This window comes from Halalkalicoccus subterraneus (assembly GCF_003697815.1).
Taxonomy (GTDB): domain Archaea; phylum Halobacteriota; class Halobacteria; order Halobacteriales; family Halalkalicoccaceae; genus Halalkalicoccus; species Halalkalicoccus subterraneus.
Window position 1 is genome coordinate 16390 of sequence record NZ_RDQG01000005.1, and the last position, 21132, is coordinate 37521.

23 protein-coding genes are annotated in these 21132 nt (G+C 65.5%); 12 read left to right on the forward strand and 11 right to left on the reverse strand.

Annotated elements, in window-relative coordinates:
* The first annotated feature begins 4 nt into the window (after window positions 1-4).
* The gene (locus EAO80_RS00785) at window positions 5-1339 is read left to right on the forward strand and encodes a YihY/virulence factor BrkB family protein (protein WP_122088043.1); all 1335 of its coding nucleotides are present in this window, start codon (window positions 5-7) and stop codon (window positions 1337-1339) included.
* 114 nt (window positions 1340-1453) lie between these two features.
* Here the strand turns inward: EAO80_RS00785 and EAO80_RS00790 are convergent, their stop codons facing one another.
* A complete protein-coding gene (locus tag EAO80_RS00790) occupies window positions 1454-2800 on the reverse strand; it encodes a glutamine synthetase family protein (protein WP_122088044.1) in 1347 nt (448 codons plus the stop codon).
* A 126-nt stretch (window positions 2801-2926) separates the two neighbouring features.
* On the opposite strand from EAO80_RS00790, the gene lrp reads away from it, so the two are divergent.
* Both lrp and EAO80_RS00800 read left to right on the forward strand, forming a co-directional pair.
* A complete protein-coding gene (gene lrp / locus EAO80_RS00795) occupies window positions 2927-3385 on the forward strand; it encodes an HTH-type transcriptional regulator Lrp (RefSeq protein ID WP_122088045.1) in 459 nt (152 codons plus the stop codon).
* A 75-nt stretch (window positions 3386-3460) separates the two neighbouring features.
* Window positions 3461-3757: a hypothetical protein gene (locus tag EAO80_RS00800; protein WP_245998377.1), complete on the forward strand. Its 297-nt coding sequence runs from the start codon at window positions 3461-3463 to the stop codon at window positions 3755-3757.
* Between the two features lie 311 nt (window positions 3758-4068).
* Here the strand turns inward: EAO80_RS00800 and thsA are convergent, their stop codons facing one another.
* Both thsA and EAO80_RS00810 read right to left on the reverse strand, forming a co-directional pair.
* The gene (gene thsA / locus EAO80_RS00805; RefSeq protein WP_122088046.1) at window positions 4069-5748 is read right to left on the reverse strand and encodes a thermosome subunit alpha; all 1680 of its coding nucleotides are present in this window, start codon (window positions 5746-5748) and stop codon (window positions 4069-4071) included.
* A 127-nt stretch (window positions 5749-5875) separates the two neighbouring features.
* Complete coding sequence (locus EAO80_RS00810; protein WP_122088047.1) at window positions 5876-6436, reverse strand: KH domain-containing protein; 561 nt, start codon at window positions 6434-6436, stop codon at window positions 5876-5878.
* A 120-nt stretch (window positions 6437-6556) separates the two neighbouring features.
* Here EAO80_RS00810 and EAO80_RS00815 point away from each other — a divergent pair, with 120 nt between their 5' ends.
* A complete protein-coding gene (locus EAO80_RS00815; protein ID WP_122088048.1) occupies window positions 6557-7363 on the forward strand; it encodes an HpcH/HpaI aldolase family protein in 807 nt (268 codons plus the stop codon).
* Here EAO80_RS00815 and rio1 read toward each other — a convergent pair whose 3' ends face one another.
* Genes rio1 through EAO80_RS00845 form a run of 6 tightly spaced genes read right to left on the reverse strand, consistent with a single transcriptional unit; the run spans window position 7364 to window position 12879 of the window.
* Window positions 7364-8218 carry a serine/threonine-protein kinase Rio1 gene (gene rio1 / locus EAO80_RS00820; RefSeq protein WP_122088049.1) on the reverse strand — a complete coding sequence of 285 codons (855 nt, stop codon included), beginning with the start codon at window positions 8216-8218 and terminating at the stop codon, window positions 7364-7366.
* A gap of 45 nt (window positions 8219-8263) precedes the next feature.
* The gene (locus EAO80_RS00825; protein ID WP_122088050.1) at window positions 8264-8950 is read right to left on the reverse strand and encodes an ABC transporter ATP-binding protein; all 687 of its coding nucleotides are present in this window, start codon (window positions 8948-8950) and stop codon (window positions 8264-8266) included.
* Complete coding sequence (locus EAO80_RS00830) at window positions 8950-9675, reverse strand: ABC transporter ATP-binding protein (protein WP_122088051.1); 726 nt, start codon at window positions 9673-9675, stop codon at window positions 8950-8952. The genes EAO80_RS00825 and EAO80_RS00830 overlap by 1 nt, the downstream gene beginning before the upstream one ends.
* Window positions 9675-10733, reverse strand: coding sequence for an ABC transporter permease subunit (locus EAO80_RS00835; RefSeq protein ID WP_122088052.1), 1059 nt, complete (start codon window positions 10731-10733; stop codon window positions 9675-9677). The genes EAO80_RS00830 and EAO80_RS00835 overlap by 1 nt, the downstream gene beginning before the upstream one ends.
* Window positions 10730-11617 carry an urea ABC transporter, permease protein UrtB gene (urtB, locus tag EAO80_RS00840; protein ID WP_122088053.1) on the reverse strand — a complete coding sequence of 296 codons (888 nt, stop codon included), beginning with the start codon at window positions 11615-11617 and terminating at the stop codon, window positions 10730-10732. The genes EAO80_RS00835 and urtB overlap by 4 nt, the downstream gene beginning before the upstream one ends.
* Window positions 11614-12879, reverse strand: a complete 1266-nt coding sequence (locus EAO80_RS00845) for an urea ABC transporter substrate-binding protein (protein ID WP_122088054.1) — start codon at window positions 12877-12879, stop codon at window positions 11614-11616. Before EAO80_RS00845 ends, urtB begins: the two co-directional genes overlap by 4 nt.
* A gap of 423 nt (window positions 12880-13302) precedes the next feature.
* On the opposite strand from EAO80_RS00845, the gene EAO80_RS00850 reads away from it, so the two are divergent.
* From EAO80_RS00850 to EAO80_RS00880, 7 genes are read left to right on the forward strand one after another with little or no spacing between them, the layout of a single operon-like run.
* A complete protein-coding gene (locus tag EAO80_RS00850; protein ID WP_122088103.1) occupies window positions 13303-13668 on the forward strand; it encodes an urease subunit beta in 366 nt (121 codons plus the stop codon).
* The gene (gene ureC, locus EAO80_RS00855) at window positions 13668-15377 is read left to right on the forward strand and encodes an urease subunit alpha (RefSeq protein ID WP_211330605.1); all 1710 of its coding nucleotides are present in this window, start codon (window positions 13668-13670) and stop codon (window positions 15375-15377) included. Before EAO80_RS00850 ends, ureC begins: the two co-directional genes overlap by 1 nt.
* Before the next feature lie 24 nt (window positions 15378-15401).
* Window positions 15402-15734, forward strand: coding sequence for an urease subunit gamma (locus EAO80_RS00860; protein ID WP_122088056.1), 333 nt, complete (start codon window positions 15402-15404; stop codon window positions 15732-15734).
* Complete coding sequence (gene ureG / locus EAO80_RS00865) at window positions 15731-16357, forward strand: urease accessory protein UreG (RefSeq protein WP_122088057.1); 627 nt, start codon at window positions 15731-15733, stop codon at window positions 16355-16357. The genes EAO80_RS00860 and ureG overlap by 4 nt, the downstream gene beginning before the upstream one ends.
* Window positions 16357-17247, forward strand: a complete 891-nt coding sequence (locus EAO80_RS00870) for an urease accessory protein UreD (protein WP_122088058.1) — start codon at window positions 16357-16359, stop codon at window positions 17245-17247. Before ureG ends, EAO80_RS00870 begins: the two co-directional genes overlap by 1 nt.
* A complete protein-coding gene (locus tag EAO80_RS00875) occupies window positions 17244-17825 on the forward strand; it encodes an urease accessory protein UreE (protein ID WP_122088059.1) in 582 nt (193 codons plus the stop codon). The genes EAO80_RS00870 and EAO80_RS00875 overlap by 4 nt, the downstream gene beginning before the upstream one ends.
* Window positions 17822-18508 (forward strand): urease accessory protein UreF, encoded by a 687-nt coding sequence (locus EAO80_RS00880; protein WP_122088060.1) that lies wholly within the window; start codon window positions 17822-17824, stop codon window positions 18506-18508. The genes EAO80_RS00875 and EAO80_RS00880 overlap by 4 nt, the downstream gene beginning before the upstream one ends.
* Here the strand turns inward: EAO80_RS00880 and EAO80_RS00885 are convergent, their stop codons facing one another.
* Window positions 18509-18799, reverse strand: a complete 291-nt coding sequence (locus EAO80_RS00885) for a translation initiation factor aIF-1A (RefSeq protein WP_122088061.1) — start codon at window positions 18797-18799, stop codon at window positions 18509-18511.
* Between the two features lie 85 nt (window positions 18800-18884).
* Between EAO80_RS00885 and EAO80_RS00890 the strand changes: the two genes are divergently transcribed.
* The gene (locus tag EAO80_RS00890; RefSeq protein WP_122088062.1) at window positions 18885-19073 is read left to right on the forward strand and encodes a DUF7470 family protein; all 189 of its coding nucleotides are present in this window, start codon (window positions 18885-18887) and stop codon (window positions 19071-19073) included.
* 19 nt (window positions 19074-19092) lie between these two features.
* Here the strand turns inward: EAO80_RS00890 and EAO80_RS00895 are convergent, their stop codons facing one another.
* Complete coding sequence (locus EAO80_RS00895) at window positions 19093-21066, reverse strand: DUF460 domain-containing protein (RefSeq protein WP_122088063.1); 1974 nt, start codon at window positions 21064-21066, stop codon at window positions 19093-19095.
* Between the last annotated feature and the right edge of the window lie 66 nt (window positions 21067-21132).

A 21132-nucleotide genomic window follows, 5' to 3' on the forward strand; every position in this document is an offset into this window, starting at 1 on the left:
TCGCATGAGGAGCGCCGTCGGTATCGGCCGTGACGTCGTCGAGGAGGTGCAGGAGAACGAAGCCACGTTCCTTGCGGCGAGCATCGCGTACTACGCCTTCGTCTCGCTCATCCCGCTGTTGCTGTTCTGTTTCGTCGCCGTGAGCGCGATCGGAGGTCAGGAGCTCGCGGATCAGATCCTCAATCAGACGAGCAATTTCCTCGCACCCGCGGGCCAGGAGGCTATCGAGGGGGCGATCACTGGCGAGACGGGGCGGGGCGGGGCGACCCTCGCCGGCACGGGCGTGTTGCTGTGGAGCGCGCTGAAGCTGTTCAGGGGCCTCGATACCGCCTTCTCGATCGTCTACGATTCCGGTGGCGATAAGTCGATCATCGGACAGATCGTCAACGCCCTGATCGTCTTTCTCTCGATCCTGATCGCGGTCCTGGGAATGCTCGCGCTCGGGACAGTCTTCGCGCTCGTCCCCGCGATCCCCTTCATCGGCTACGTCACGCCACTGTTCGCACTCATCGCGCTCTCAGTGGTCTTCCTCCCGATGTACTACTTCATGCCCGACGTCGACGGGTTGACCGTGCGCGACGCGATCCCGGGGACGATCCTTGCGGGCGCGGGGTGGGCGGCGCTGCACTCGGTGTTCGGGCTGTACGCCTCGAACGCCGGCCAGTACGAGGCCTACGGCGTGATCGGCGGGGTCCTCCTCTTGCTTACCTGGCTGTATATCGGCGGCGTTCTGATCATCCTCGGAGCCGTACTCAACTCAGTACTCATGAACCGCGACAACGACACGGACGGCGCAGGCGAAGAGACCAGCGAAACGACCACGCCGATCGCCGACGGAGAGGGCGCGCGCGCAGCGACGGACTCCGCGCGCGGCCCGAGCCCCGACATCGGCGACGAGACCGACGAGGCGACCGACTCGACGCGAATAGCCGACGACGAGGCCGCCACCGGAAACCGCGGGCCCGCACCCGACGTCGTCGGCCTGCAGGACGAGGTGCGTTCGCTCAGAAGCGACCTCGACACCTTCCAGGCCGACATCGAGTCGAAAACCGTCGACAAGGACGACGTCGAATCCGACCTGAAGGGCTACGTCAGAAAGCGCATCAGGCGGGGCCATGCCACCGGATGGGGGCCGTACCTCGTCCTGCTCTACGGGACGATCATGACGCTTGGGGCCTTCTTCTTCCTCTCGGGCGGCTGGGCCATCGCCGCGATGCTCGTTCTCTGGCTCTCGACGCTCGGGCTGTACGTCGTGATGGTCACGATCGGGACCGGGCTGGGCGTACTCGGCTTCCCCGGTCGGGTCAACGACGCGATCCGCAACTGGCGCGGGAACTAAACGAACGAGTTCGTAACGATACGACGGGACGAACAGGGGCAACGCAATTCGGCGTACTCGCTACGGATCGATGTCGACGAGCGGCCCGCGGATAAAAAAACGGCAGCTATCGACTCAGAACTTCTCGAGGTACCGGTCGGTTTCCCAGCTGCTGACGTGGGTCTTGTAGTCGGCGTAGTCGGCACGTTTCGCCTGAAGGAACTTCTCGGTGACGTGCTCGCCGAGCGCCTCGGTGATCACTTCGTCGGCCTCCAGTGCGTCTGCCGCGCGTTCGAGGTTCGGCGGGAGCGTCGTGATGCCGTACTCCTCACGTTTCTCGTCGTCGAACTCGTAGATGTCCTCGCGAACGGGCTCGCCCGGATCGGCGTCGTTCTCGATGCCGTGCAGGCCAGCGCCGATGATCGCCGCCAACGCCAAGTAGGGGTTACACGAGGGGTCGGGGTTGCGGATCTCGAAGCGAGCGCTGGTGCCCGCGGCGTCGGGGACGCGCACGAGCGCCGAGCGGTTCGTATCGGACCACGCGACGTAAACGGGCGCCTCGTAGCCCGGTACCAGCCGTTTGTAGGAGTTCACCGTCGGGTTGGTGACCGCGGCGAACGCCTCGGCGTGGTTCAGGATGCCGCCCATGAACTTGTAGGCGAGTTCCGAGAGGTTGAACTCGTCATCGTCGTCGGCGAAGGCGTTGCCGTCCTCGTCGAACAGGCTGATGTGACTGTGCATCCCCGAGCCGTTGATCTCGGCGATCGGCTTGGGCATGAACGTCGCGTGTAGGTCGTTCTGTGCGGCGACCGCTCGGACCACCGAGCGGAAGGTCGCGATGTTGTCCGCGGCGTCCAGCGCGTCGTCGTACTTGAAGTTGATCTCGTGTTGGCCCTCTGCGACCTCGTGGTGGGAGGCCTCGATCTCGAAGCCCATGTCCTCCAGCGCGAAGATGATGTCCCGGCGCACGTCGCTCGCCAAGTCCTTGGGCGCGAGATCGAAGTAGCCGCCCTTGTCGTGGGGGATCGTCGTCGCGTTACCGTTCTCGTCGGTCTCGAAGAGGAAGAACTCGGGTTCGGGGCCGATCGAGGCCGTATAGCCCATTTCGTCGGCCTTCTCCAGAACGCTCTTTAAGACCTGTCGCGGGCCACCCGCAAAGGGCGTGCCGTCGGTGTGTGCGACGTCACAGATCAGGCGCGCACTCGCGACATCGCCGTCCGAGCGCCACGGGAGGACCTCGAACGTGGTCGGGTCGGGTTCGAGGCGCATGTCCGATTCCTGAATGCGAACGAACCCCTCGATCGAGGAGCCGTCGAACCAGATCCCCTCGTCGAAGGCCTTCTCGGCCTGACTCGCGGGGATCGCGACGTTCTTGACTGTGCCGGTGATGTCGGTGAACTGTAAGCGCAGGAACTTCACGTTCTCGTCTTCGATGCGCTTCAGTACCGATTGTTCTTCAGATGTAAGGTTTCCGTTTGCCATCGTTCTCGACAGTCTCTCTGAACACAGTTGCCACCAAAATACTATCGCTCTACGCAAGTATTCCGTTCCCGAAATAGAACTGGATATTCGTAAACTTCTAATGGATGCAGTGGGTCAGTGGAACCGATGACGTACGAAAATCTCGATTCGAAGTTGGTGAACGCGCTGCTGCACGACGGTCGTGCGAGCCTTCGCAGCCTCGCTGAGGATCTCGACGTCTCGGTGACGACCATCTCGAACCACCTCTCGGCCCTCGAAGAGGAGGGCGCGATCACCGGCTACACCCCGAAGATCGACTACGGGAGACTCGGATACGACGTGACCGCGATCCTCCAACTCAAGGTCGAAGGGAACGCCCTACCGGACGTGACCGAACGCCTCGAGAACTCCGAACGGATGATCAGCGTCTACGAGGTCACCGGCGACCACGACATCATCGCGATCGCGAAGTTCGAGGACACGGATGCCATGAACGAGGGGATCAAATCGCTCTTGGTGGACCCCGACATCCGCGAATCGAACACCAGCGTCGTGCTGAACGCCCCCATCGAGAACCGCCAGTTCCCCCTCGAACTCGAGGAATAAGGACGGTTTCTGCGAGAACGCCCATTTCGAAACCGGCCCCTACCTACATGGCCGTCCGGTTCGTTCGCCAGAATCATGAAAGGACTGGCGTTTCAAGCGGGGATCACCGCACTACTACTTGCGACCGTGGGGCTGCTTGCGCTCCTCGCACTGTTCCCGACGCTACCACTATCGACGTGTACCGAAGTTGCGTACACGATTTGGGATGCGCCCGGTCAACCGACGTTCTACGGTTTCGACGGGTCGTATCTCGTCTACACGCCGGACGGCGGGACGAACGAATGTACGACCGCCGCCGCCGTTCCGGGCGTGCCAGTTGTGCTGCTCGTACTCGGCGGACTGCTGGTCGCCGGCTCGGTGCTTCGGAAATAGGAGTCGACGGCCGGAACAGGTATGACGAACGATGGGAGTTTCTGGCTATACTCGGGCTCTTGCTTGAGGGGTGATCGCGTTCGCCTTCGTCGCCAGCGCGGTCCACGTCGGCGTGCTCCGGGCACTCGACGTCTGTTTTCGACGAGAACGAGGACCGCTCTTTTCGAACGAGGATACGCGCCGCTGATCGGTCGGAAACGGAAAGAAATCGGTTCGACAGTGGTTGGTTAGTGATGAAGGCGTGTGGGCCTACTCCATATCGGCGGGCGAAGCAGAGCTTCGCTGCCTCCGTGAGACGAATTCCCTTCGTCTCACATAGCGCCGCCCATGCCGCCCATTCCGCCCATTCCGCCCATTCCGCCGCCCATGCCGCCGCCGCCCGGGGGCATTTCGTCGTCGCCGCCGTCGTCGGCGTCGATCTGGCCGCCAGAGAGGTCGCCCGCGGCGATCACGTCGTCGATCCGGAGGATCATGACCGCGGCCTCGGTGGCGCTTTCGATGGCCTGCGTCTTCACGCGCAGCGGCTCGACGACGCCCTCCGCTTCCATGTCGATGACGTCGCCGGTGTAGGCGTCCAGCCCGGCGTTCTGTGCGCCGCCGTCGTGCTGGCTACGCAGTTCGACCAGCGAGTCGATCGAATCGAGACCCGCGTTCTCCGCGAGCGTGCGCGGGTTGACCTCGAGTGCGTCCGCGAAGGCCTCGACTGCGAGCTGTTCGCGCCCGCCGACCGAGTCGGCGAAGTCACGCAGCGCGAGCGCGAGTTCGATCTCGGGCGCGCCGCCGCCGGGCAGGACCTGTCCGTCCTCGAGCGTGACGCGAACGACGCCAAGGGAGTCCTCGATGGCGCGCTCGACCTCGTCGACGACGTGCTCGGTGCCGCCACGCAGGATCATGGTGACGCTCTTCGCCTCCTCGACGTCCTCGACGAAGATGCGCTGGTCGCCGCCGATGTCCTTCTGGGCGACGCTACCCGCAAAGCCGAGATCGTCCTCGTCGAGGTCGTCGACGCTGGAGACGACGTGGCCACCCGTCGAGCGCGCGAGCCGCGAGAGGTCCGAGTCCTTCGCTCGGCGCACGGCGATGATGCCCTCCTGTGCGAGGAAGTGCTGGGCCATGTCGTCGATGCCGCTGCCGACGAAGACGACGTCCGCGCCGACGTCCTTGATCTGCTGGACCATCTCCTCGAGCTGGGATTCCTCCTGGTCGAGGAACTGCTGGAGCTGGTCGGGGTCGGTGACGTTGACCTCGGCGTCGACCTCGGTCTCCTTGACCTCGAGTGCGCCGTCGATCAGCGCGACGTTCGCGTCCTCGGCGAAGTAGGGCATGTTGTCGTGGACGCGCTCCTTGTCCACGATGACGCCCTCGATGAGTTCGGATTCGCTGGTCGCGCCGCCGACGACCTTCTCGACTTTGACGTTCTCAGTGTCGATACCGTCCTCGTCGGCGACGGACTGAACGGCGTCGACGACGAGTTCCGCGAGCACGTCGCGGGCGTTTTCGGCACCTTTGCCCGTCATCGCGGTCGCGGCGATCTGGGTGAGGACCTCGGTGTCGTTCTCGTCGACATCGATCGCGATCTCCTCGAGGACCTCTTTGGCCTTCTCCGCGGCCTGTCGATACCCCTGTGCGAGCGTGGTCGCGTGGATGTCCTGATCGAGCAGTTCCTCGGCCTGCTTCAGGAGCTCGCCCGCGACGACGACCGCGGAGGTGGTGCCGTCCGCGACCTCCTCCTCCTGGGTCTGGGCGACCTCGACGATCATGTTCGCGGCGGGGTGCTCGATGTCCATCTCCTTGAGGATGGTGACGCCGTCGTTCGTGACGACGACCCCACCCGAGGAGTCGACGAGCATCTTGTCCATTCCTTTCGGACCGAGCGTGGTCCGTACGGACTCGGCAACGGCCTTGCCGGCCGAGATGTTCATCGACTGTGCGTCCCGTCCGGACGTGCGCTGACTGTCGTCCGACATCACGATGAGGGGCTGGTTACCCATCTGCTGAGCCATGGTCAGGAGAACGATTGTTTGTGCTTCTATATAAACCCACTGGAAACAGCCAGCGTATCCGTGGGAACTGCTGTCCTCTCACGTTGTGACAGGTTACCGCACAGGTGTTTATATACTACGCTGACTCTCCGCCGGAAAAGCGGTGGTAGCTGAGGTCCTCGCGCTTCTGTTCGTTGTGTTTGCGTTCGAGAAAGGAGTACGCCGCCCCGTGAGGGGCACCTTCCAGCAGCATCTCCGCCGCTTCGCGGACCATCGAGACCTGCTCGGGCCGCCCGATGACGCCCATGGTCGAGCCGTAGATGACGACGTTCGCTCCCGAGAGTTCCTCCATGATCTGTCGGGTGCGCCCGCCCTCGCCGATGAGTCGTCCCTTCTTGCGCTGGAGGTCCTTCTTGTTGCGGGCAGCGGCGTCGATGTCGATGAGATCGAACAGCATCACGTCGTCCTCGAGCAGTTCGAGGGCGGCTTCGGGCGAGAACCCGCGGCCGATCGCACGAACGACCTCCGGTCCCTTGAGTCCGGTTACGGGGTCGCCGACGGTTTCGACCTGCACTGCACCGTTCTCCGAGTCGACGTCGAGACGGACCTCCGCCCGGTCTTCGATCTCCCGGAGCGTCTCGCCGCCGGCACCGATCAGCACGCCGACGCGGTCCTGTGGAATCTTCACGTGGTTCATGGCAGTGCTACTGGCTCGATTACGTTAAGCGTTCGGCCATCGTACGACGCTGTGATACCGCCGTTTCACCGGCTAACGGGCCGCACACTTATTCGGTGGATACGCGTATAGGAACACGAGATGGCATCTGACTCCGCTGGTAACGACCGAGTACGGGGAAACGAACTGCGGGCGACCGTCGAGGACGGCGGCGTCGCGCTAGGGGTGCTCGACGACCTCTACAGTCCGGAGATGGTCGAGATCTACGGCGATCTGGGCTTTGACTTCGTCTGGCACGACCTCGAACACGCCGGCCCGTCGCCCCGCGACGCCGACGCGCTGGCGGGGCTGCTCCGGGCGGCCGACCTCGCGGGTACTGAACTCCTCGTCCGGGTCCCCTCGCCGGACCCGGCGACGATCCGCAAGGCGCTCGATACCGGGGTCAGAAACCTGTTCGTCTCGCACGTCGAGTCCGCAGAGGACGTCCGCCGGGCGGTCGAGGCCGCCCGCTTCGAGTACGACGGCGCGCCCGGAAAGCGGGGCTTCGCGAACCCGCGGGCGAGCCGCTGGGGCCGGGCGGAGGACTACGCCGCGAGCGAGGACCGCGAGACGATGATCGGTGTGACGATCGAGGAGCCGGCGGCCGTCGAGGGGATCGAGGAAATCCTCGCGGTACCTGAACTGGGGTTCGTCTTCCTCGGGCCGCTCGATCTGGCGGTGGCGATGGGCCACCCGGGCGAACCCGACCACCCCGAGGTACAGGAGGCCGTCGAGACGGTCGTGTCGGCCGCCCGCGAGGCGGACGTGGCGATCGGCGGGCTCGGCTTCGGTGAGGACGACGTCGCGGAGAAGATCGACGACGGCTATCAGATCCTGCATACGGGCTCGACGACCGCTGCCGCGGCGGGCGCGCTCGAGTCCTGGCCCGAGGAGTTCGGCGACCGCTGACTACGACTCGCCGGTAACGAACACGTAGAGGTCGTCGGCATCGGTTTCGAGGCCCTGGCGCGCGAAGAAGTTCGCGACGTTCTCACAATCGCGCCGGAGGAACGCCTCGGAGTTGGGGTGATGCACCGTCACCGCCTGGCCCATGTCCAGAAAGACCAGTTGGCCGTCGTGGAAGACGATGTTGTACTCCGAGAGGTCGCCGTGGACGAGCCCGGCCTCGTCGAGCCGGCGCATGTACTCGCGGACGACGTTGTAGGCGGTCTCGGGGTTCTCGATCTCGACCTCGTTCAGCCGTTTCGCGCGCTCGCCGTCGGTCGCGATGTACTCCATGACCAGTACGTTTCGCTCGACGGCGATCGGTTTCGGAACCCGCACGCCCGCCTTCCGTGCGCGCTCCAAATTCGCGTACTCCTTTCGGGTCCAGGCGAGCACGACCCGTTTCTTGTCGCCGCCCAGCTCCTCGAAGCGCGGGTCGCCGATGAGGTACTCGCGCATGTCCTTGAAGTCGCTGGCGTTGATCCGATAGACCTTCACCGCGACCTGCTCCTCGGCGCCCATCGCCTCGTAGACGTTCGCCTCCTTCCCGGTGGAAATCGGCCCGCCGAACGCCTGGAGGTGGCCGTGATGGACCAGCTGGTAGAGCGCCAGCAGCGTCGCCTCGTCGAAGACCGACGCCTCGACCTTGAACTGGTCGGCGTCCTTGATGCGTTCGCGAAACTGGTTGAACTCCCGGTCGCGCTTCCGGGCGATACGGTCCTCCTCGGTGTCCGAGACGTCGATCTCCTCCCACTCGTCGCCGACCCCGTCTGCACCCTCCGGGTCGAGCAGCCCGAACTCGCCCTCGATGTCGCTCATACACCCCCTACAGCTGCCAGCGATAAAAGTCCGAGTCCGCCGCCGCTACACCGCGAGATGCGAGGCGACCGCCTCGCGCTCGACCGTCGAGAGCTCCTCGACGACCCGTCCCTTCTCCATGACGTAACAGCGCTCGGCGAGCGCGTCGATCACCGAGAGGTTCTGTTCGACGAACAGTACGGTGGTTCCGAGGTCGTCGCTGATGCGCCCGATCGTCCCGCTCATCTCGGAGACGATCGAGGGCTGGACCCCTTCCGAGGGTTCGTCGAGCAACAGGAGGTCGGGACCACCCACGAGCGCCCGGCCGACCGCGAGCATCTGCTGTTGGCCGCCGCTCATCGTTCCGGCCGTCTGCTCGCGCCGTTCGTCGAGGATCGGAAAGTAGTCGTAGACCGCGTCGTAACGCGGCTCGCTTCCCCCGTTGATCGACTCGCCCATCCGGAGGTTCTCCGCGACGGTCAGGGAGGGAAACACGTCCCGTCCCTGCGGGATGTAGCCCATGCCCCCGCGGGCGCGGGCGTCGGCCGGCTCGTCCGTCACGTCCCGGCCGTCGAATCGAATCGTCCCCGAGTCGGGTTCGAGAAGGCCGATGGCGCTCTTCATCAGCGTCGTCTTGCCCGCGCCGTTCTTCCCGATCACGCCTACGACCTCGCCGTCCCCGACTTCCAGGTCGACCCCGCGAAGGACGGGCGTCGAGTCGTAGGAGGCGTGGAGGTCCTCGATCGCGAGCATCAGACCTCCTCCCCCAGGTAGACGTCCCGAACCGCCTGATCGTCGGCGACGTCCTCCATCTCCCCTTCGGTGAGGATCGAGCCCTGATGGAGCACGGTCACCCGCTCGGCGAGCGCGCGGACGAACGCCATGTCGTGTTCGATGACGAGCAACGCAACGCCCGCCGACTCGTTGAGGTCGATCAGCAACTCGGCGATCCGCTGGGTCTCCTCGACCGAGAGGCCCGCGACGGGTTCGTCGAGCAACAGGAGGGCCGGATCGAGCGCACTCGCCATCGCAATCTCCAGTCGTTGTTTCTGTCCGTGCGAGAGCGCGGTAGCCTCGGCGTGCTCCTCGTCGGTGAGGTCGAATCGTGCCAGCGACTCCGCGATCGCGTCCTCGAGCTTCTCGCCCGAAACGCGGCGTTGGAGCGCCAACCGGAGGTTCTCCCGGGTGCTGAACTCCCCGTAGACGCTCGGCACCTGGAACTTCACGCTGAGACCGCGGTCGATGCGCTCGTGGGGCGAGAGACCGTCGATCGTCTCGCCGGCGAAGCGGATCGAGCCCGCGCTGGGGTCGAGCTGGCCGGTGATCAGCGAGAGTAGCGTCGACTTGCCCGCGCCGTTGGGCCCGATCAGGCAGCGGCGTTCGCCCGGCGAGACGGTAAGGGAAACGTCGTCGGTCGCGGTCAGCCCGCCGAACTCCTTTCGGAGCCCGTCGGTCGATAGGAGGGGGTCGGCGGCCATCAGTCGGCCACCTCCTCGTGACCGCGGGCGGCCGGACTGCTTTGCTTCTCGCTCAGCCAGTCGGCCACGGCGGGCGCGACGCCCGCGGGCAACCAGAGGATCGTCACCAGCAACAGCCCGCCGACGACGACCAGCGCGTACTCGCTGCCGGTGATCGAGAGCTGCTGGGAGAACCACTCGATGGCGTAGGTCGCGCCGATCGCGCCCAACAGGGAATCCCGGCCGCCGACGCTGACCCACACCACCGGGAGGGCGGCGAAGGTGATCCCGAAGACGGCGGGGTTCATGTAGTTGCCCCAGGAGGCGTACAACACCCCCGAAAGGCCCGCGAGCGCGCCGCCGAGCGTGAACACGAACAGCTTGATCCGTTTGGTGTCGTAGCCGAGCAGTTCGGTTCGCTCCTCGTCCTCGCGGACCGCGACCATCGCCCGGCCGAAGTCGCTGTTGACCAGCGCGCGCAGCCCGAGGTACGTCCCGAGGAGCGCGAGGAGGACGACGTAATAGAAGGCCGTATCGATCAGCTCGAACCCGCCGATCGCGAGGTTGGGGATGTTCGTCATCCCGTCGAACCCGCCCAGTGCGGCCTCGCCGATCGCCCACTCGCTGCCGGCGGTCTGGCCCATGAACGTGTGGACCACCAGCGCGACCACGAGCGTCATGATCGTGACGTAGACGTCGCGGACCCCGCCGTAGAACATGAAGTAGCCGAGCACGAACGCGAAGAGGGTGGCGACCCCGACGCCCGCGAGCAGGCCCAGCGCCGCGCCGATCCCGTCGGCGAGGTTGATCCCGACGATCCCGAAGACGTAGCCGCCGACGCCGAAGAAGGCGACCTGCCCGAAGCTGAGGATCCCGCAGTAGCCCCAGATCACACAGAGACTCAGCCCGAGGATCGCATAGAGGAGAAACAGCGCGGCGTTTGCGACCGCGTACGTCGAGGCCACCAGCGGGTAGCACAGCAGTACGAACACCGCGAGCCCGAACGCCATCCAGAACCTGTCGGAGGTCCCCCGGGTGTTGGGGCCGTCGAAGAGCGCCCGGAGCGAAGCGAGGTTCATTGTTCGCCCTCCGCGCGCTTTTCACGCCACGAGTCGAGCAGGCCGGTGATCCCCTCCGGGAGCAGGCGGATCGCGAGGATCGCCGCGAGCAACATCGCGACCTGCCCGATGAACGTGCCTGCGAGGTTGGTGAAAGTGGCGTTCACGACTCCGAGGAAGCCACCCGCAAGCGAGGTGCCCACGAGTACTGAGGAACCGCCGACGACAACCGTCACGAAGGCCTCGACGAGAAAGGACGCACCGAGTTCGGGCGTCATCGTGATCGTCGGGGCGTAGAGCGCCCCCGTCAGCCCGGCAAGCGCCGAGCCCAACCCGAAGGTCCCGAGGTAGATCCGGTCGGTGTCGACACCCATGCTGCGGGCGGTCGGTTCGTCCTCCATCGTCGCGCGGGCCTGCGTGCCGAACTCGGTGTACATGAACAGCCAGTAGAGCCCACCGAGGACCGCAACGGCGATGCCCGCGAGGGCGACCCGGTAGGCCGAGTACGAGAAGGGCCCGTAGGAGATGCTTCCCAGCGGCGTCCCGACTTGGGACAGCGTGTTGCCGAAGACGATCCGTGCGAGCTGGATCGAGAGGAGGCTCAGCCCCCACGTGGCGACCATCGAATCCAGCGGCCGGTGATAGAGCCGTCTGATCACAGTGCGCTCAAGAACGAGCCCGAAGACGGTCGTCACGAGGACGCCGACCCCCATTGCCGCGACGAGCGGGAGGCCCGCCCCGTACGAGAGGGTAGTCCCGTAGGCCCCGACGAGGATGAACTCGCCGTGAGCGAGGTTGATGATGCCCATCATGCCGAAAATGACTGCTAACCCGACGGTCGCGAGCACGATGAAGGCGAAACTATCCAGGAACTGGAACAACAGGTTGAGCGTGTCGTATGTCATAGGTCGTAGACCTCCGCGGGGAGGTACTGGGTCGTCTCGGGATCGGTCGGAAGCGAACAGCCGACCTCCCGAAGGAAGCCCGCGCCGATGTACTGCTCGTTGCCGAAGGCCAGATCGTGGTTCGCGTCGGCGTGTCCGATCCGCATGTGGTGGTTCATGTGGTGGGTGTCGCCGTCGAGTTCGATCGTTCCCTCCGGGGCGTCGATCTCCATTCCCTTCTCCAGCTCCTCGATCACCGCCTCCTGGTCCGTCGTCCCGGCGCGTTCTGCGGCCTCGGCGTACATGTGGATCGAGAAGTAGTTGTTCTGGGCCTCCTGGTTGAGGTAGGGCGCGTCGGGCCAGCGGTCGTAAAAGCGCTCGACGAACGTGTCGCTTGCCTCGGTGCCGATCTCCTGCATGTAGTTGACCCCGACGTACATGTCCGCGAGTGCGGGCGGGTTCAACCGGCGGTGCTCGTAGCCCTGGGCCATCGTCGTCGAACTGCCGATCGGTATGTCGAGTCCCGCCGAAGCACGTTGATTATAGAAGGAGGTGTGGTTCTGGCCGACCAGCATCGACATCACGAAGTCCGGGTCGGCCTCCTGGATCCGGTTGATCGTCGAGCCGAACTGCGAGACGTCGAGCGGGATGAACTCCTCGCCGATCACCTCGGCGTCGTTCTCCTCGGCGAGGATCCGCACCCAGTCGCCGGAGATCTGCCCGAAGTTGTAGTCCGCAGCGATGGTATAAATACGGGGACCGTACTCCTCGATCAGATAGGGAACCACCGCACCGAGTTGCTGGCGGGCGGTCGCGCCCACCGGGAAGATCGTGTTGTCGCAGACGCCACCCTCGTACTGGGTGGTGTAGAAGTACAGCTGCTCGTACTGGTTGATCAGCGGGCGGATCGTCTCGCGGGCGGCGCTCGAGTATCCCGCCCACAGCGCGTCGACCTCCTCGCGCTGGATCAGCCGCCGGGTCAGCTCCTGATAGCGCTGGTTGTCGGACTGAGGATCGGGGTCGAACAGCTCGATCTCCTTACCCAGAATACCGCCCGAATCGTTGAGCTCCTCGACGGCGAGCACGCTGGTCTGCCACTTCGAGGTGCCGTTGAGCGCGAAATCGCCCGATCGATCCTCCAGCACGCCGATCCTGACGACGTCGTCGCCCCCGGCGGCGCTACCCGTACAGCCGGCCGTCGCGGCCAGCCCCGCGGCCCCCGCCGCGAGGAACGCGCGCCGTGTGGATGAACGGCCGTTTTTGGTGAGATTATCCGTCTCCATTTCCCCTAATAGACACTATCGATGGTTGTTCGTCCATTCGTCGATGACGTCAGGTCGGTTCCGATACGGCTATAAAAACGTTCCCTGGGGACTCCCCCGAACTCATTAACCCGGTTATGACTGTATAATGACCCCCGTTTGTTCGGAATCCAACCAGACGAACGTCGGGAAACAGTCCAATGAAAGGCCTCGAACAGCGTGTTCGACCACCAGCTATACCGATCGACTTCCTCGATGGGCAGACGTCCATAACGGACCCAATGATTCCAAAGATGATTTGTAAACGTAGTCTTCTGGCTCATTTCGTATGGGGATCATCGAGTAACCAACGGAGGAGTGGACAAATATTTCATCGACGGCAACCCCTATACGATCGCTCCCGAAAGGGGGTCGCATGACCGCACGACAGCGGAGGGACGAAACGTGAATCCGGGCGAACTGCTCCCGGCCGACGGATCAGTTCGAATCAACGGGGACCGCGAGACGGCGACCGTCGCCGTCGAGAACACCGGTGACAGGCCCGTTCAGGTCGGCTCGCATTTCCACTTCTTCGAGGTCAACCCCGGGCTCGCGTTCGACCGTGAGATCGCGTATGGAATGCGATTGGACGTACCCGCGGGCACCGCTATCAGGTTCGAACCCGGTGATCGCCAGGAGGTCGATCTGGTGACCATCGGCGGCGATCGGGTGGTCTACGGCATGCACGGTCTCGTCGACGGCGACCTCGACGACGAACGGGAGGACGCGCTCGAACGCGCCCGCAAGGGTGACTTCGGGGGGATCGAGTGATGAGCGAGATAGACCGCGATCGGTACACACGGCTGTACGGGCCGAGCGAGGGCGACCGGCTCCGCCTCGCCGATACGGAGTTGATCGCCGAGGTCGAGCGGGATCACACCACGAAGGGCGACGAGAGCGTCTTCGGCGGCGGGAAAACTCTGCGTGACGGCATGGGGATGACATCCGGACTCACCAGCGCCGAGGGTGCGCTCGATTGGGTGCTGACCAACGTGACGGTGATCGACCCCGTCCTCGGAATCGAGAAGGGAGATCTCGGGATCAAGGACGGCCGGATCGCCGGCTTCGGATCGGCGGGCAACCCCGAGACGATGGACGGCGTCGACGAGGAGCTGATCGTCGGGCCGAGCACCGACGCGATCCCGGGCGAGGGGCTGATCGCTACCCCTGGAGCCCTCGACATCCACGTCCACTTCAACACGCCCCAGCTCGCGGATCACGCCATCGCGAGCGGAATCACGACCATGATGGGCGGCGGTTTCGGTGGCGGGGCGACCACCGCCACGCCCGGCCCCCGGAACATCGAGATGCTGCTGCGGGCGGCCGACGAGTGGCCCGTCAACGTCGGCGTCTACGGCAAGGGCAACGCGAGTCGGCCCGCCCCCTCCGTCGAGCAGGTCGAGGCCGGTGCCTGCGGGCTGAAGGTCCACGAGGACTGGGGGGCGACCCCCGCCGCCATCGACACCTGCCTGTCGGTCGCCGAGGACATGGACGTCCAGGTCTGTCTGCATACGGACACCCTCAACGAGGCGGGCTTCGTCGAGGAGACGTTCGACGCCATCGACGGGCGGACCATCCACACCTTCCACATCGAGGGTGCAGGCGGGGGCCACGCGCCGGACGTCCTCGAACTCGTCGCCCATCCCAACATGCTTCCCTCCTCGACGAACCCCTCGATGCCGTTTACCGAGAACACGTTCGACGAGCACCTCGACATGGTGATGGTCTGCCATCACCTCAACCCCGATGTGCCGGAGGACGTCGCCTTCGCCGAGTCCCGCATCCGCGCGGAGACGCTCGGTGCCGAGGACGTCCTGCATGACACCGGCGCGATCAGCATGATGGCGACCGACTCGATGGCGATGGGGCGCCAGGCCGAACTGATCAACCGAACCTGGCAGACCGCCGATAAGATGAAACGCCAGCGCGGCCCGTTGCCGGGCGACGAGGGAACCGATAACGACAACAGTCGCATTCTGCGATACATCGCCAAATACACGATCAACGCCGCGATCACCGCGGGGATCAGCGATCACGTGGGATCGCTCGAACCCGGCAAGCTCGCGGACGTCGTCCTCTGGGAGCCCGCGTTCTTCGGGATCAAGCCCGAGTGGGTGCTCAAAGGTGGGTATCCCGCCTCGGCGAACATGGGCGAGGCGAACGGCTCGCTGATGACCTGCGAGCCGAAGCGCCAGCGCCCGTGGTTCGGCGCGGAGGGAACGGCCCGCCATGCCACCAGCATGACGTTCGTCAGCGGTGCGGCCGCCGAGGCCGGCGTCGGCGACGAGTACGACCTCCAGTCGGAGGTCGTTCCGGTAGAGGACACCCGCCCGCTCTCGAAGGAGGACATGGTCCGGAACACGTACTGCCCGGAGGACCTCGAGGTCGATTCGGAGACCTTCGAGGTGTTCATCGACGGCGAGCCGGTGACCTCCGAGCCCGCCGAGGAACTACCCCTGACCCAGCGATACCTGCTCTGAAATCGCTACTCACTCACGCCACCAATGAACCTAACACCCAAAGAGGAAGAACGCCTCACGCTGTTCAACGTCGCACAGATGGCCCGCCGCCGCAAGGAACGCGGCGTGTCGCTCAACCACCCCGAGTCCGTCGCCTACATCGCGGACTGGGTCTGCGAGGGCGCCCGCGAGGGCCAAAGCGTCGCCGAACTACGCTCGGAGGCGACCCAGCTGCTGACCCGCGCGGACGTGATGGAGGGGATCCCGGAGATGGTCGACATGGTGCAGGTCGAGCCCGTCTTTCCCGACGGGACGAAGCTCGTGACCGTCCACGATCCCATTCGACTGGACGGCGACGAAGGGGGAGAGGCCGAATGAGCAGCCCGCCCACCCACCGGGATGTCCCCACCGTGGGGATCGGCGGCCCCGTCGGCTCCGGAAAGACGGCGCTGATCAAACGGCTCGTCCCGAAGCTCAAGGACTCGGGACTGGAGATCGGCGTCATCGCAAACGACATCCTCACCCAAGAGGACGCAAAGCAGTTCAAGCGCTCCTTTGCGGGCGAGATCCCCGATGACCTCGTCGTCGGCGTCGAGACCGGCGCCTGTCCGCATACTGGAATCAGAGAGGACCCCTCGATGAACCTCGCGGCGATCGATTCGTTCCTCGAGGAGTATCCCGACCTCGATCTCGTGTTGCTGGAGAGCGGCGGGGACAACCTCGCGGCGACGTTCAACCCCGAGCTCGCGGACTACTACGCCTTCGTCATCTCGACGGCTGAGGGCGACGACATCCCCCGAAAACGCGGTCCGGGCGTCGTCGAGGCCGATCTGCTGGTGATCAACAAGACCGATCTCGCCGAACACGTCGGCGCGGATCTGGACGTGATGCGGACCGACGCCGCCGACGTTCGCGAAGGGCCCTCCATCTTCACGAACTGCAAGACGGGCGACGGGATCGACGACGTGGTCGCGGACATCTCCGATCGGGTGCTGTTTTGATGGCCGGGTCGGTGCCCGCCGCCTTCGAGGGCTACGCCGCCGAGGAGCTCCCGACGCCCGCGGGTTCGCCCGGCAAGGACGGCGTTCTGGAACTCACGCTCGCACCCGACGCCGAGGGAACGACCCGCGCGACCCACGAATACGTCGAAGTCCCGTTTCACCTCACCCGCGGGCTGTATCACGACCCCGAGCCGGGGCTGCTCACCCGGTGTGTGCAGACGCCGACCGGTGGGGTCGCCCAGGGCGATCGCCACCGCACCCGGGTGGAGGCGAAGCCGGACGCGAAAGCCCGTATCACCGCCCAGAGCGCGACGAAGGTCCAGTCGATGGAGCGCAACTACGCGGACCTCTCGGTCGACCTCGAGATCGAGGAGGAGGCGTACCTCGAGTACCTGCCCGAGCCGCTGATCCTCCACGAGGGGACTCGCTGTCTGCAGACCGCCGACGTGACGCTGCACGAGGGGGGGACCCTGTTATTCTCGGACGTCGTGGTTCCCGGACGGTTGGCCCGCGGCGAGCGGTTCGCCTACGACCGCTATCGTTCCCAGTTGTGCGTCGACGCCCCCGACGGGACGCCCCTGTTACAGGACTCGATCGATCTCGCACCCGACGAGCGCTCGCCCCAGTCGCCGGGCGTCCTCGGCGAGTTCGCGGTCGTGGGGACGCTCTATGCACTAGGAGTCGAGGAGCCCGAATCGCTCACCGACGCGATCCACGACGGTTTCGACGGCGAGGCACACGCCGGCGTGACATGCGCTCCCGACGACCGGGGCGTGATCGTCCGCGCCGTGGGCGACCAACGCGCACCAGTGACAGAGGCGCTCCGCGGGGCGTGGGCCTCCGTCCGCGGGGCGTGTCTGGGATCGCCGGTCCCGGAGGTCCGGCCGTGATCGTCGCCCGCGAGGTGCTCGGCAGCGTCGAAGAACTGGTCGAGACGCGTGCGATTCACGAGAAACAGGGGACCTTCGAGACGGTCTCGGTAAGCGAACGCGAGCGAAACCGCTCGCGGTTCAAGACCGAGCTCGGGGATGGCACCGAACTCGGGGTGGTCCTCGGGGATCGGGAGCTCTCGCCGGGCGACGTGCTCGTCGAGAGCGACGAGCGGATGGTCGCCGTCGAGTTCGAGCGCCGCGAAGTGTTGGTCGTTTCGGTCCCCGAGATGAGTTGGAAAGAGGCGCTCGAACTGGGCCACCACATGGGCAACCAGCACTGGGAGCTCGCGATCCGTGGCGACGAGCTGCTGATCCCGGTCGTCAGCGAGCGCCGGCTGATGGAGCGGACCCTCCGGGAGGAACTGTCCGATGGGGCGACCATCGGGATCGAGTCGGTCGATCCGGAGCTGTTCGACGATCCGGAGGACGATCCCGGTCACCCCCATGGACATGGATCCGACCACGCCCACGGTTCGGATGGTTCGGACCACGACCGTTCTCACAGCCACGACGACGTTCACGGTGGGCACGGATGACCGGGGACGACGGCGGGTTGCTCTCGGCGCTCCGACTGGCCGATTCCTTCCTTCCCGTGGGCTCCTATACCATTTCCTACGGCCTCGAAACGTTCGTCGCGGAGGACCGGGTCGAGGACGGCGACGACCTCCGGGAGCTTCTCGCGGACTACCTCCGCGGACAGGTTGGTCCCTGTGACATGGTCGCGCTCTCGGTGGCTCACCGGGCAGCCCGCGAGGACGATATGGAGCGTCTCGGACGGGTCGACGACCACCTGCACGCGACGCTGCTTCTCAGCGAGTCCCGCGAGAGCTCGCTGACCTCGGGTCGGCGACTGCTCGACGTGGTCGAGGGCGAACACGCGTTCGTCGACCGCTACGCGGGAACGGTCGGCGACTCGGCCCGTGGTCATCACCCGACCGCGATGGGGGTCGTGACCGCCGCGAACGGGATCTCGGAACGTGAGGCACGCCTCGTCTTCGGCTACGCGTTCGTCACCGGGCTGCTCGGGGCGGCCCAACGCCTGCTCCGGCTGGGTCATACCGAGATCCAAGTCATCCTCCACGACCTGTTTCCCGTGATCGAGGAGGTCGAGCGGGAGTACGGCAAGAACGGGCTGGCGGAGCTTCGCTCGACCGTACCGCTGATCGACGTCGAGGGGATGCGCCACGAGCGGGCCGAGCGGCGGCTGTTCGTCAGCTGATCACTGGATGTGCCCTTCCTCGCGGAGCCGCTCGGCCTCGCTTTGCTCGTAGCGATGGGTCACGTCCGCCTTTTCGTCCTGCCAGTCCCACGGCTCGACCAAAACGAGATCGTCCTCGCGGATCCAGACGCGCTTTTGCATCCGGCCCGGAATCCGTGCCGTTCGTTCGGTGCCGTCGCCACACCGGACCGTGATCCGGTTCGCGCCGAGCATCTCGGTCACGGTGGCGAACAGTTCGCCCTCGTCGGGCGTTCGGAGGTCGATTTCCCCTCTGTGTCCGTCGTCGCCCATGGATCGGCGTTCGACGGGATGCAGTTTAACTCCGACGGGAGCCCCGTGTCAGGGGGTTTATCCCGACCGCGCTCTCAGGCCCGGTATGCTCGATCGCCTCGGTCTCGCCGGTATCGCCGGTCTCGTGCTCGTTGTGGTCGGTCTCGCACTCGTCGCCATCGAGAGCCCCCTGATCGCCGCCGGACTCGCGCTCGTGCTCGTCGGACTCGGGCTCGCGATCAAATCGCTCGTCTCGGGGATGCTCTCGGCGTTCGGGATGGGCGGAATGTTCTGATTTCAGTGTCCGCGCCGGCTCAGACCTGGTTGTCGCCCGCACGGTGTTCGCTGATCACCTGATCGACCATCGAGGCGTTTCGCTCGCGGCGGCGCTCCTCGGCCCGGTCGTGCCACTCCTCGATGACGGCTTCGACCTCGCTCTCGCGCGCGACGGCGAGTTCGTCGATCTCCTGGACGGTGACCTCGCTTGCGGGACCGACGGGAATTCCCGCCTCGAAGAGGACCTCGTCGGCGCTATCCGATAGCCCCCCCTCTTTGAGGACGACTCTCGGGGAACGATCGGCGAGCCGACGGGCCGTCTTCGGGCCCGCGCCGCTCGCGTCCCGGAGCAGGATCACGTCGCCCTTCGAGAGCCCGTAGGCGTCCTCGGCGGCCTCGATCGCATCGACGGAGAACTTCTCGATCGGCTTGACGGAGACCAGATCGCGTTTCTCGTCCTCGACGTCCGCGAAGTTCGAGTGATCGAGCTTCCAGAGTTCCTTGAGCCTGTCGAGCTTCTCCGCGAGCGCGTCCCGTTCCTCGTAGGCCTCGTCGCGCTCGCGTTCGAGGCGGTCGGTCTCGCGTTCGAGACGCGTGATATCACGCTTCCGTCGAACCCGCTTTCGCTCCTCGCTGCGGCGCTCGGTGAGTTCGCCTTCGAGCCTGTCGATCCGCTCGTCCTTCGTCTCGACGGTCCCCTTCAGGTCGCTCACGTGGCTTTTGAGCCGCTCGACCTGCGTTTCGAGGCGGGCGATGCGCTTCTGTTCCGGGCTGCGCTCGGGTTGAGAGGACTCCGTCGCGTCCTCCTCGTCCCCGCCGTCGTCCTCCTCGTAGGTCTCAAGAACGGTTTCGACGCTCTCGCCGCCGACCACGCGGGCGATCACCTCGCCGGTGTCGATCCGTGCGGGTGTCTTCCGGGCGACCCGCTCGAACTGCTCTTCGTGGTCGTCGTACGCGAACAGCGCCGCGGCCAGTGCGTCGCGCTCGTGGTCGTTGTCGTAGCCCTCCTTTCGAGTTCGGTGCTGCTTTTCGTCGACCGGGAGGTCGGTTCCGGGGACCCAACTCGCCGCGTCGAAACTCCGGCGGATCTTCTCGACGGTGTTCGGCATCGGCCGCACGTCCGCGGCGACGACGAACGGTCGACCGCGCTCGATGATCCACTCGATGACCGCGGCGGTGTCGGCGGTTCTCGTGCTCAGGACGTCGAGGACCTCACCGTCGATCCCGACGATCGCCACGGCCGTGGTCGTCCCGGGGTCGATCCCCACGAGGACGTGATCGCGCCGTTTCGCCAGCGGCTCGAACTCGATACCGTCGGTGCGCTCGCGGGCCATCTCGACGCGGACGTCGCCCGCCCGCCCCGTCGAGACGGGGATCTCGTGGGGATCGGCCTCGACGACGAAGACTGCCCGCGAGTAGCCGCCGTATTTCTCCGTGACGTTCTGTTCGTACTCCAGCCCCGCCCCGTCGAGTTCCGATTCGATCTCGCGGGCCCGCTTTCTGACTGCGCCGTGAATCCGGCGGGTGTAGCGGTCCGCGCTCCAGCCGCCCTTGCCCGTCGATCGCCCCCGAGAGACCTTGATTCGGGTGGTGTTGGTAAAGGCGCTGACCTCGTGGCCGACGTTGCCCGCCGCGAGTCGGGCGGCAGCCTCGGCCTCCTTCATCGGCTTTTTTCCATACGGAACGCCGTGACGGGAGGCGACCCGCGAGAGGGGTTCGGGCCGCTGTGCGCCGGTGACCTGCACCAGCTTCGTTTCGCTCGGTAGGTCCCGGAGAAAGCCGACGAGGGCGTCCTTGTCGGCGGCCAGTTCGTAGACGTTGTCCGTCGCGAGGATGTCGGGCTCCTCCCGGTCGATCAGCCGGCGGAGCTTTCGGTAGGAGACGACGTCACGGTCGATGTTCTCCCCGTCGAAGGCGACGACGGCATACGAGGGGGCGTCGCCCCGGACGTCGCCGCTCTGGATGTCGACGCCGAAGATCAGCGTCTCGAGGGCACTCGTTCGCGCACTCACGACCGTCGGTAGGAAGTCGAGCTATATTAACGATACGCCGGTTGCGGGCCGACTCTCCTCGGTTCG

Bases quoted from the DNA above. Each gene is read 5' to 3' on its own strand.
- rio1 (WP_122088049.1), bottom strand. From the start codon at position 8,218: ATGAGCGACATCGAGGGCGAGTTCGGGCTGCTCGACCCGGAGGGTGCA.
- EAO80_RS00890 (WP_122088062.1), top strand. From the start codon at position 18,885: ATGCTCGATCGCCTCGGTCTCGCCGGTATCGCCGGTCTCGTGCTCGTT.
- EAO80_RS00845 (WP_122088054.1), bottom strand. From the start codon at position 12,879: ATGGAGACGGATAATCTCACCAAAAACGGCCGTTCATCCACACGGCGC.
- EAO80_RS00785 (WP_122088043.1), top strand. From the start codon at position 5: ATGAGGAGCGCCGTCGGTATCGGCCGTGACGTCGTCGAGGAGGTGCAG.
- EAO80_RS00835 (WP_122088052.1), bottom strand. From the start codon at position 10,733: ATGAACCTCGCTTCGCTCCGGGCGCTCTTCGACGGCCCCAACACCCGG.
- EAO80_RS00830 (WP_122088051.1), bottom strand. From the start codon at position 9,675: ATGGCCGCCGACCCCCTCCTATCGACCGACGGGCTCCGAAAGGAGTTC.
- thsA (WP_122088046.1), bottom strand. From the start codon at position 5,748: ATGGGTAACCAGCCCCTCATCGTGATGTCGGACGACAGTCAGCGCACG.
- ureC (WP_211330605.1), top strand. From the start codon at position 13,668: ATGAGCGAGATAGACCGCGATCGGTACACACGGCTGTACGGGCCGAGC.
- EAO80_RS00815 (WP_122088048.1), top strand. From the start codon at position 6,557: ATGGCATCTGACTCCGCTGGTAACGACCGAGTACGGGGAAACGAACTG.
- EAO80_RS00800 (WP_245998377.1), top strand. From the start codon at position 3,461: ATGAAAGGACTGGCGTTTCAAGCGGGGATCACCGCACTACTACTTGCG.
- EAO80_RS00870 (WP_122088058.1), top strand. From the start codon at position 16,357: ATGGCCGGGTCGGTGCCCGCCGCCTTCGAGGGCTACGCCGCCGAGGAG.
- EAO80_RS00790 (WP_122088044.1), bottom strand. From the start codon at position 2,800: ATGGCAAACGGAAACCTTACATCTGAAGAACAATCGGTACTGAAGCGC.
- lrp (WP_122088045.1), top strand. From the start codon at position 2,927: ATGACGTACGAAAATCTCGATTCGAAGTTGGTGAACGCGCTGCTGCAC.
- EAO80_RS00810 (WP_122088047.1), bottom strand. From the start codon at position 6,436: ATGAACCACGTGAAGATTCCACAGGACCGCGTCGGCGTGCTGATCGGT.
- EAO80_RS00860 (WP_122088056.1), top strand. From the start codon at position 15,402: ATGAACCTAACACCCAAAGAGGAAGAACGCCTCACGCTGTTCAACGTC.
- EAO80_RS00885 (WP_122088061.1), bottom strand. From the start codon at position 18,799: ATGGGCGACGACGGACACAGAGGGGAAATCGACCTCCGAACGCCCGAC.
- ureG (WP_122088057.1), top strand. From the start codon at position 15,731: ATGAGCAGCCCGCCCACCCACCGGGATGTCCCCACCGTGGGGATCGGC.
- EAO80_RS00880 (WP_122088060.1), top strand. From the start codon at position 17,822: ATGACCGGGGACGACGGCGGGTTGCTCTCGGCGCTCCGACTGGCCGAT.
- EAO80_RS00825 (WP_122088050.1), bottom strand. From the start codon at position 8,950: ATGCTCGCGATCGAGGACCTCCACGCCTCCTACGACTCGACGCCCGTC.
- urtB (WP_122088053.1), bottom strand. From the start codon at position 11,617: ATGACATACGACACGCTCAACCTGTTGTTCCAGTTCCTGGATAGTTTC.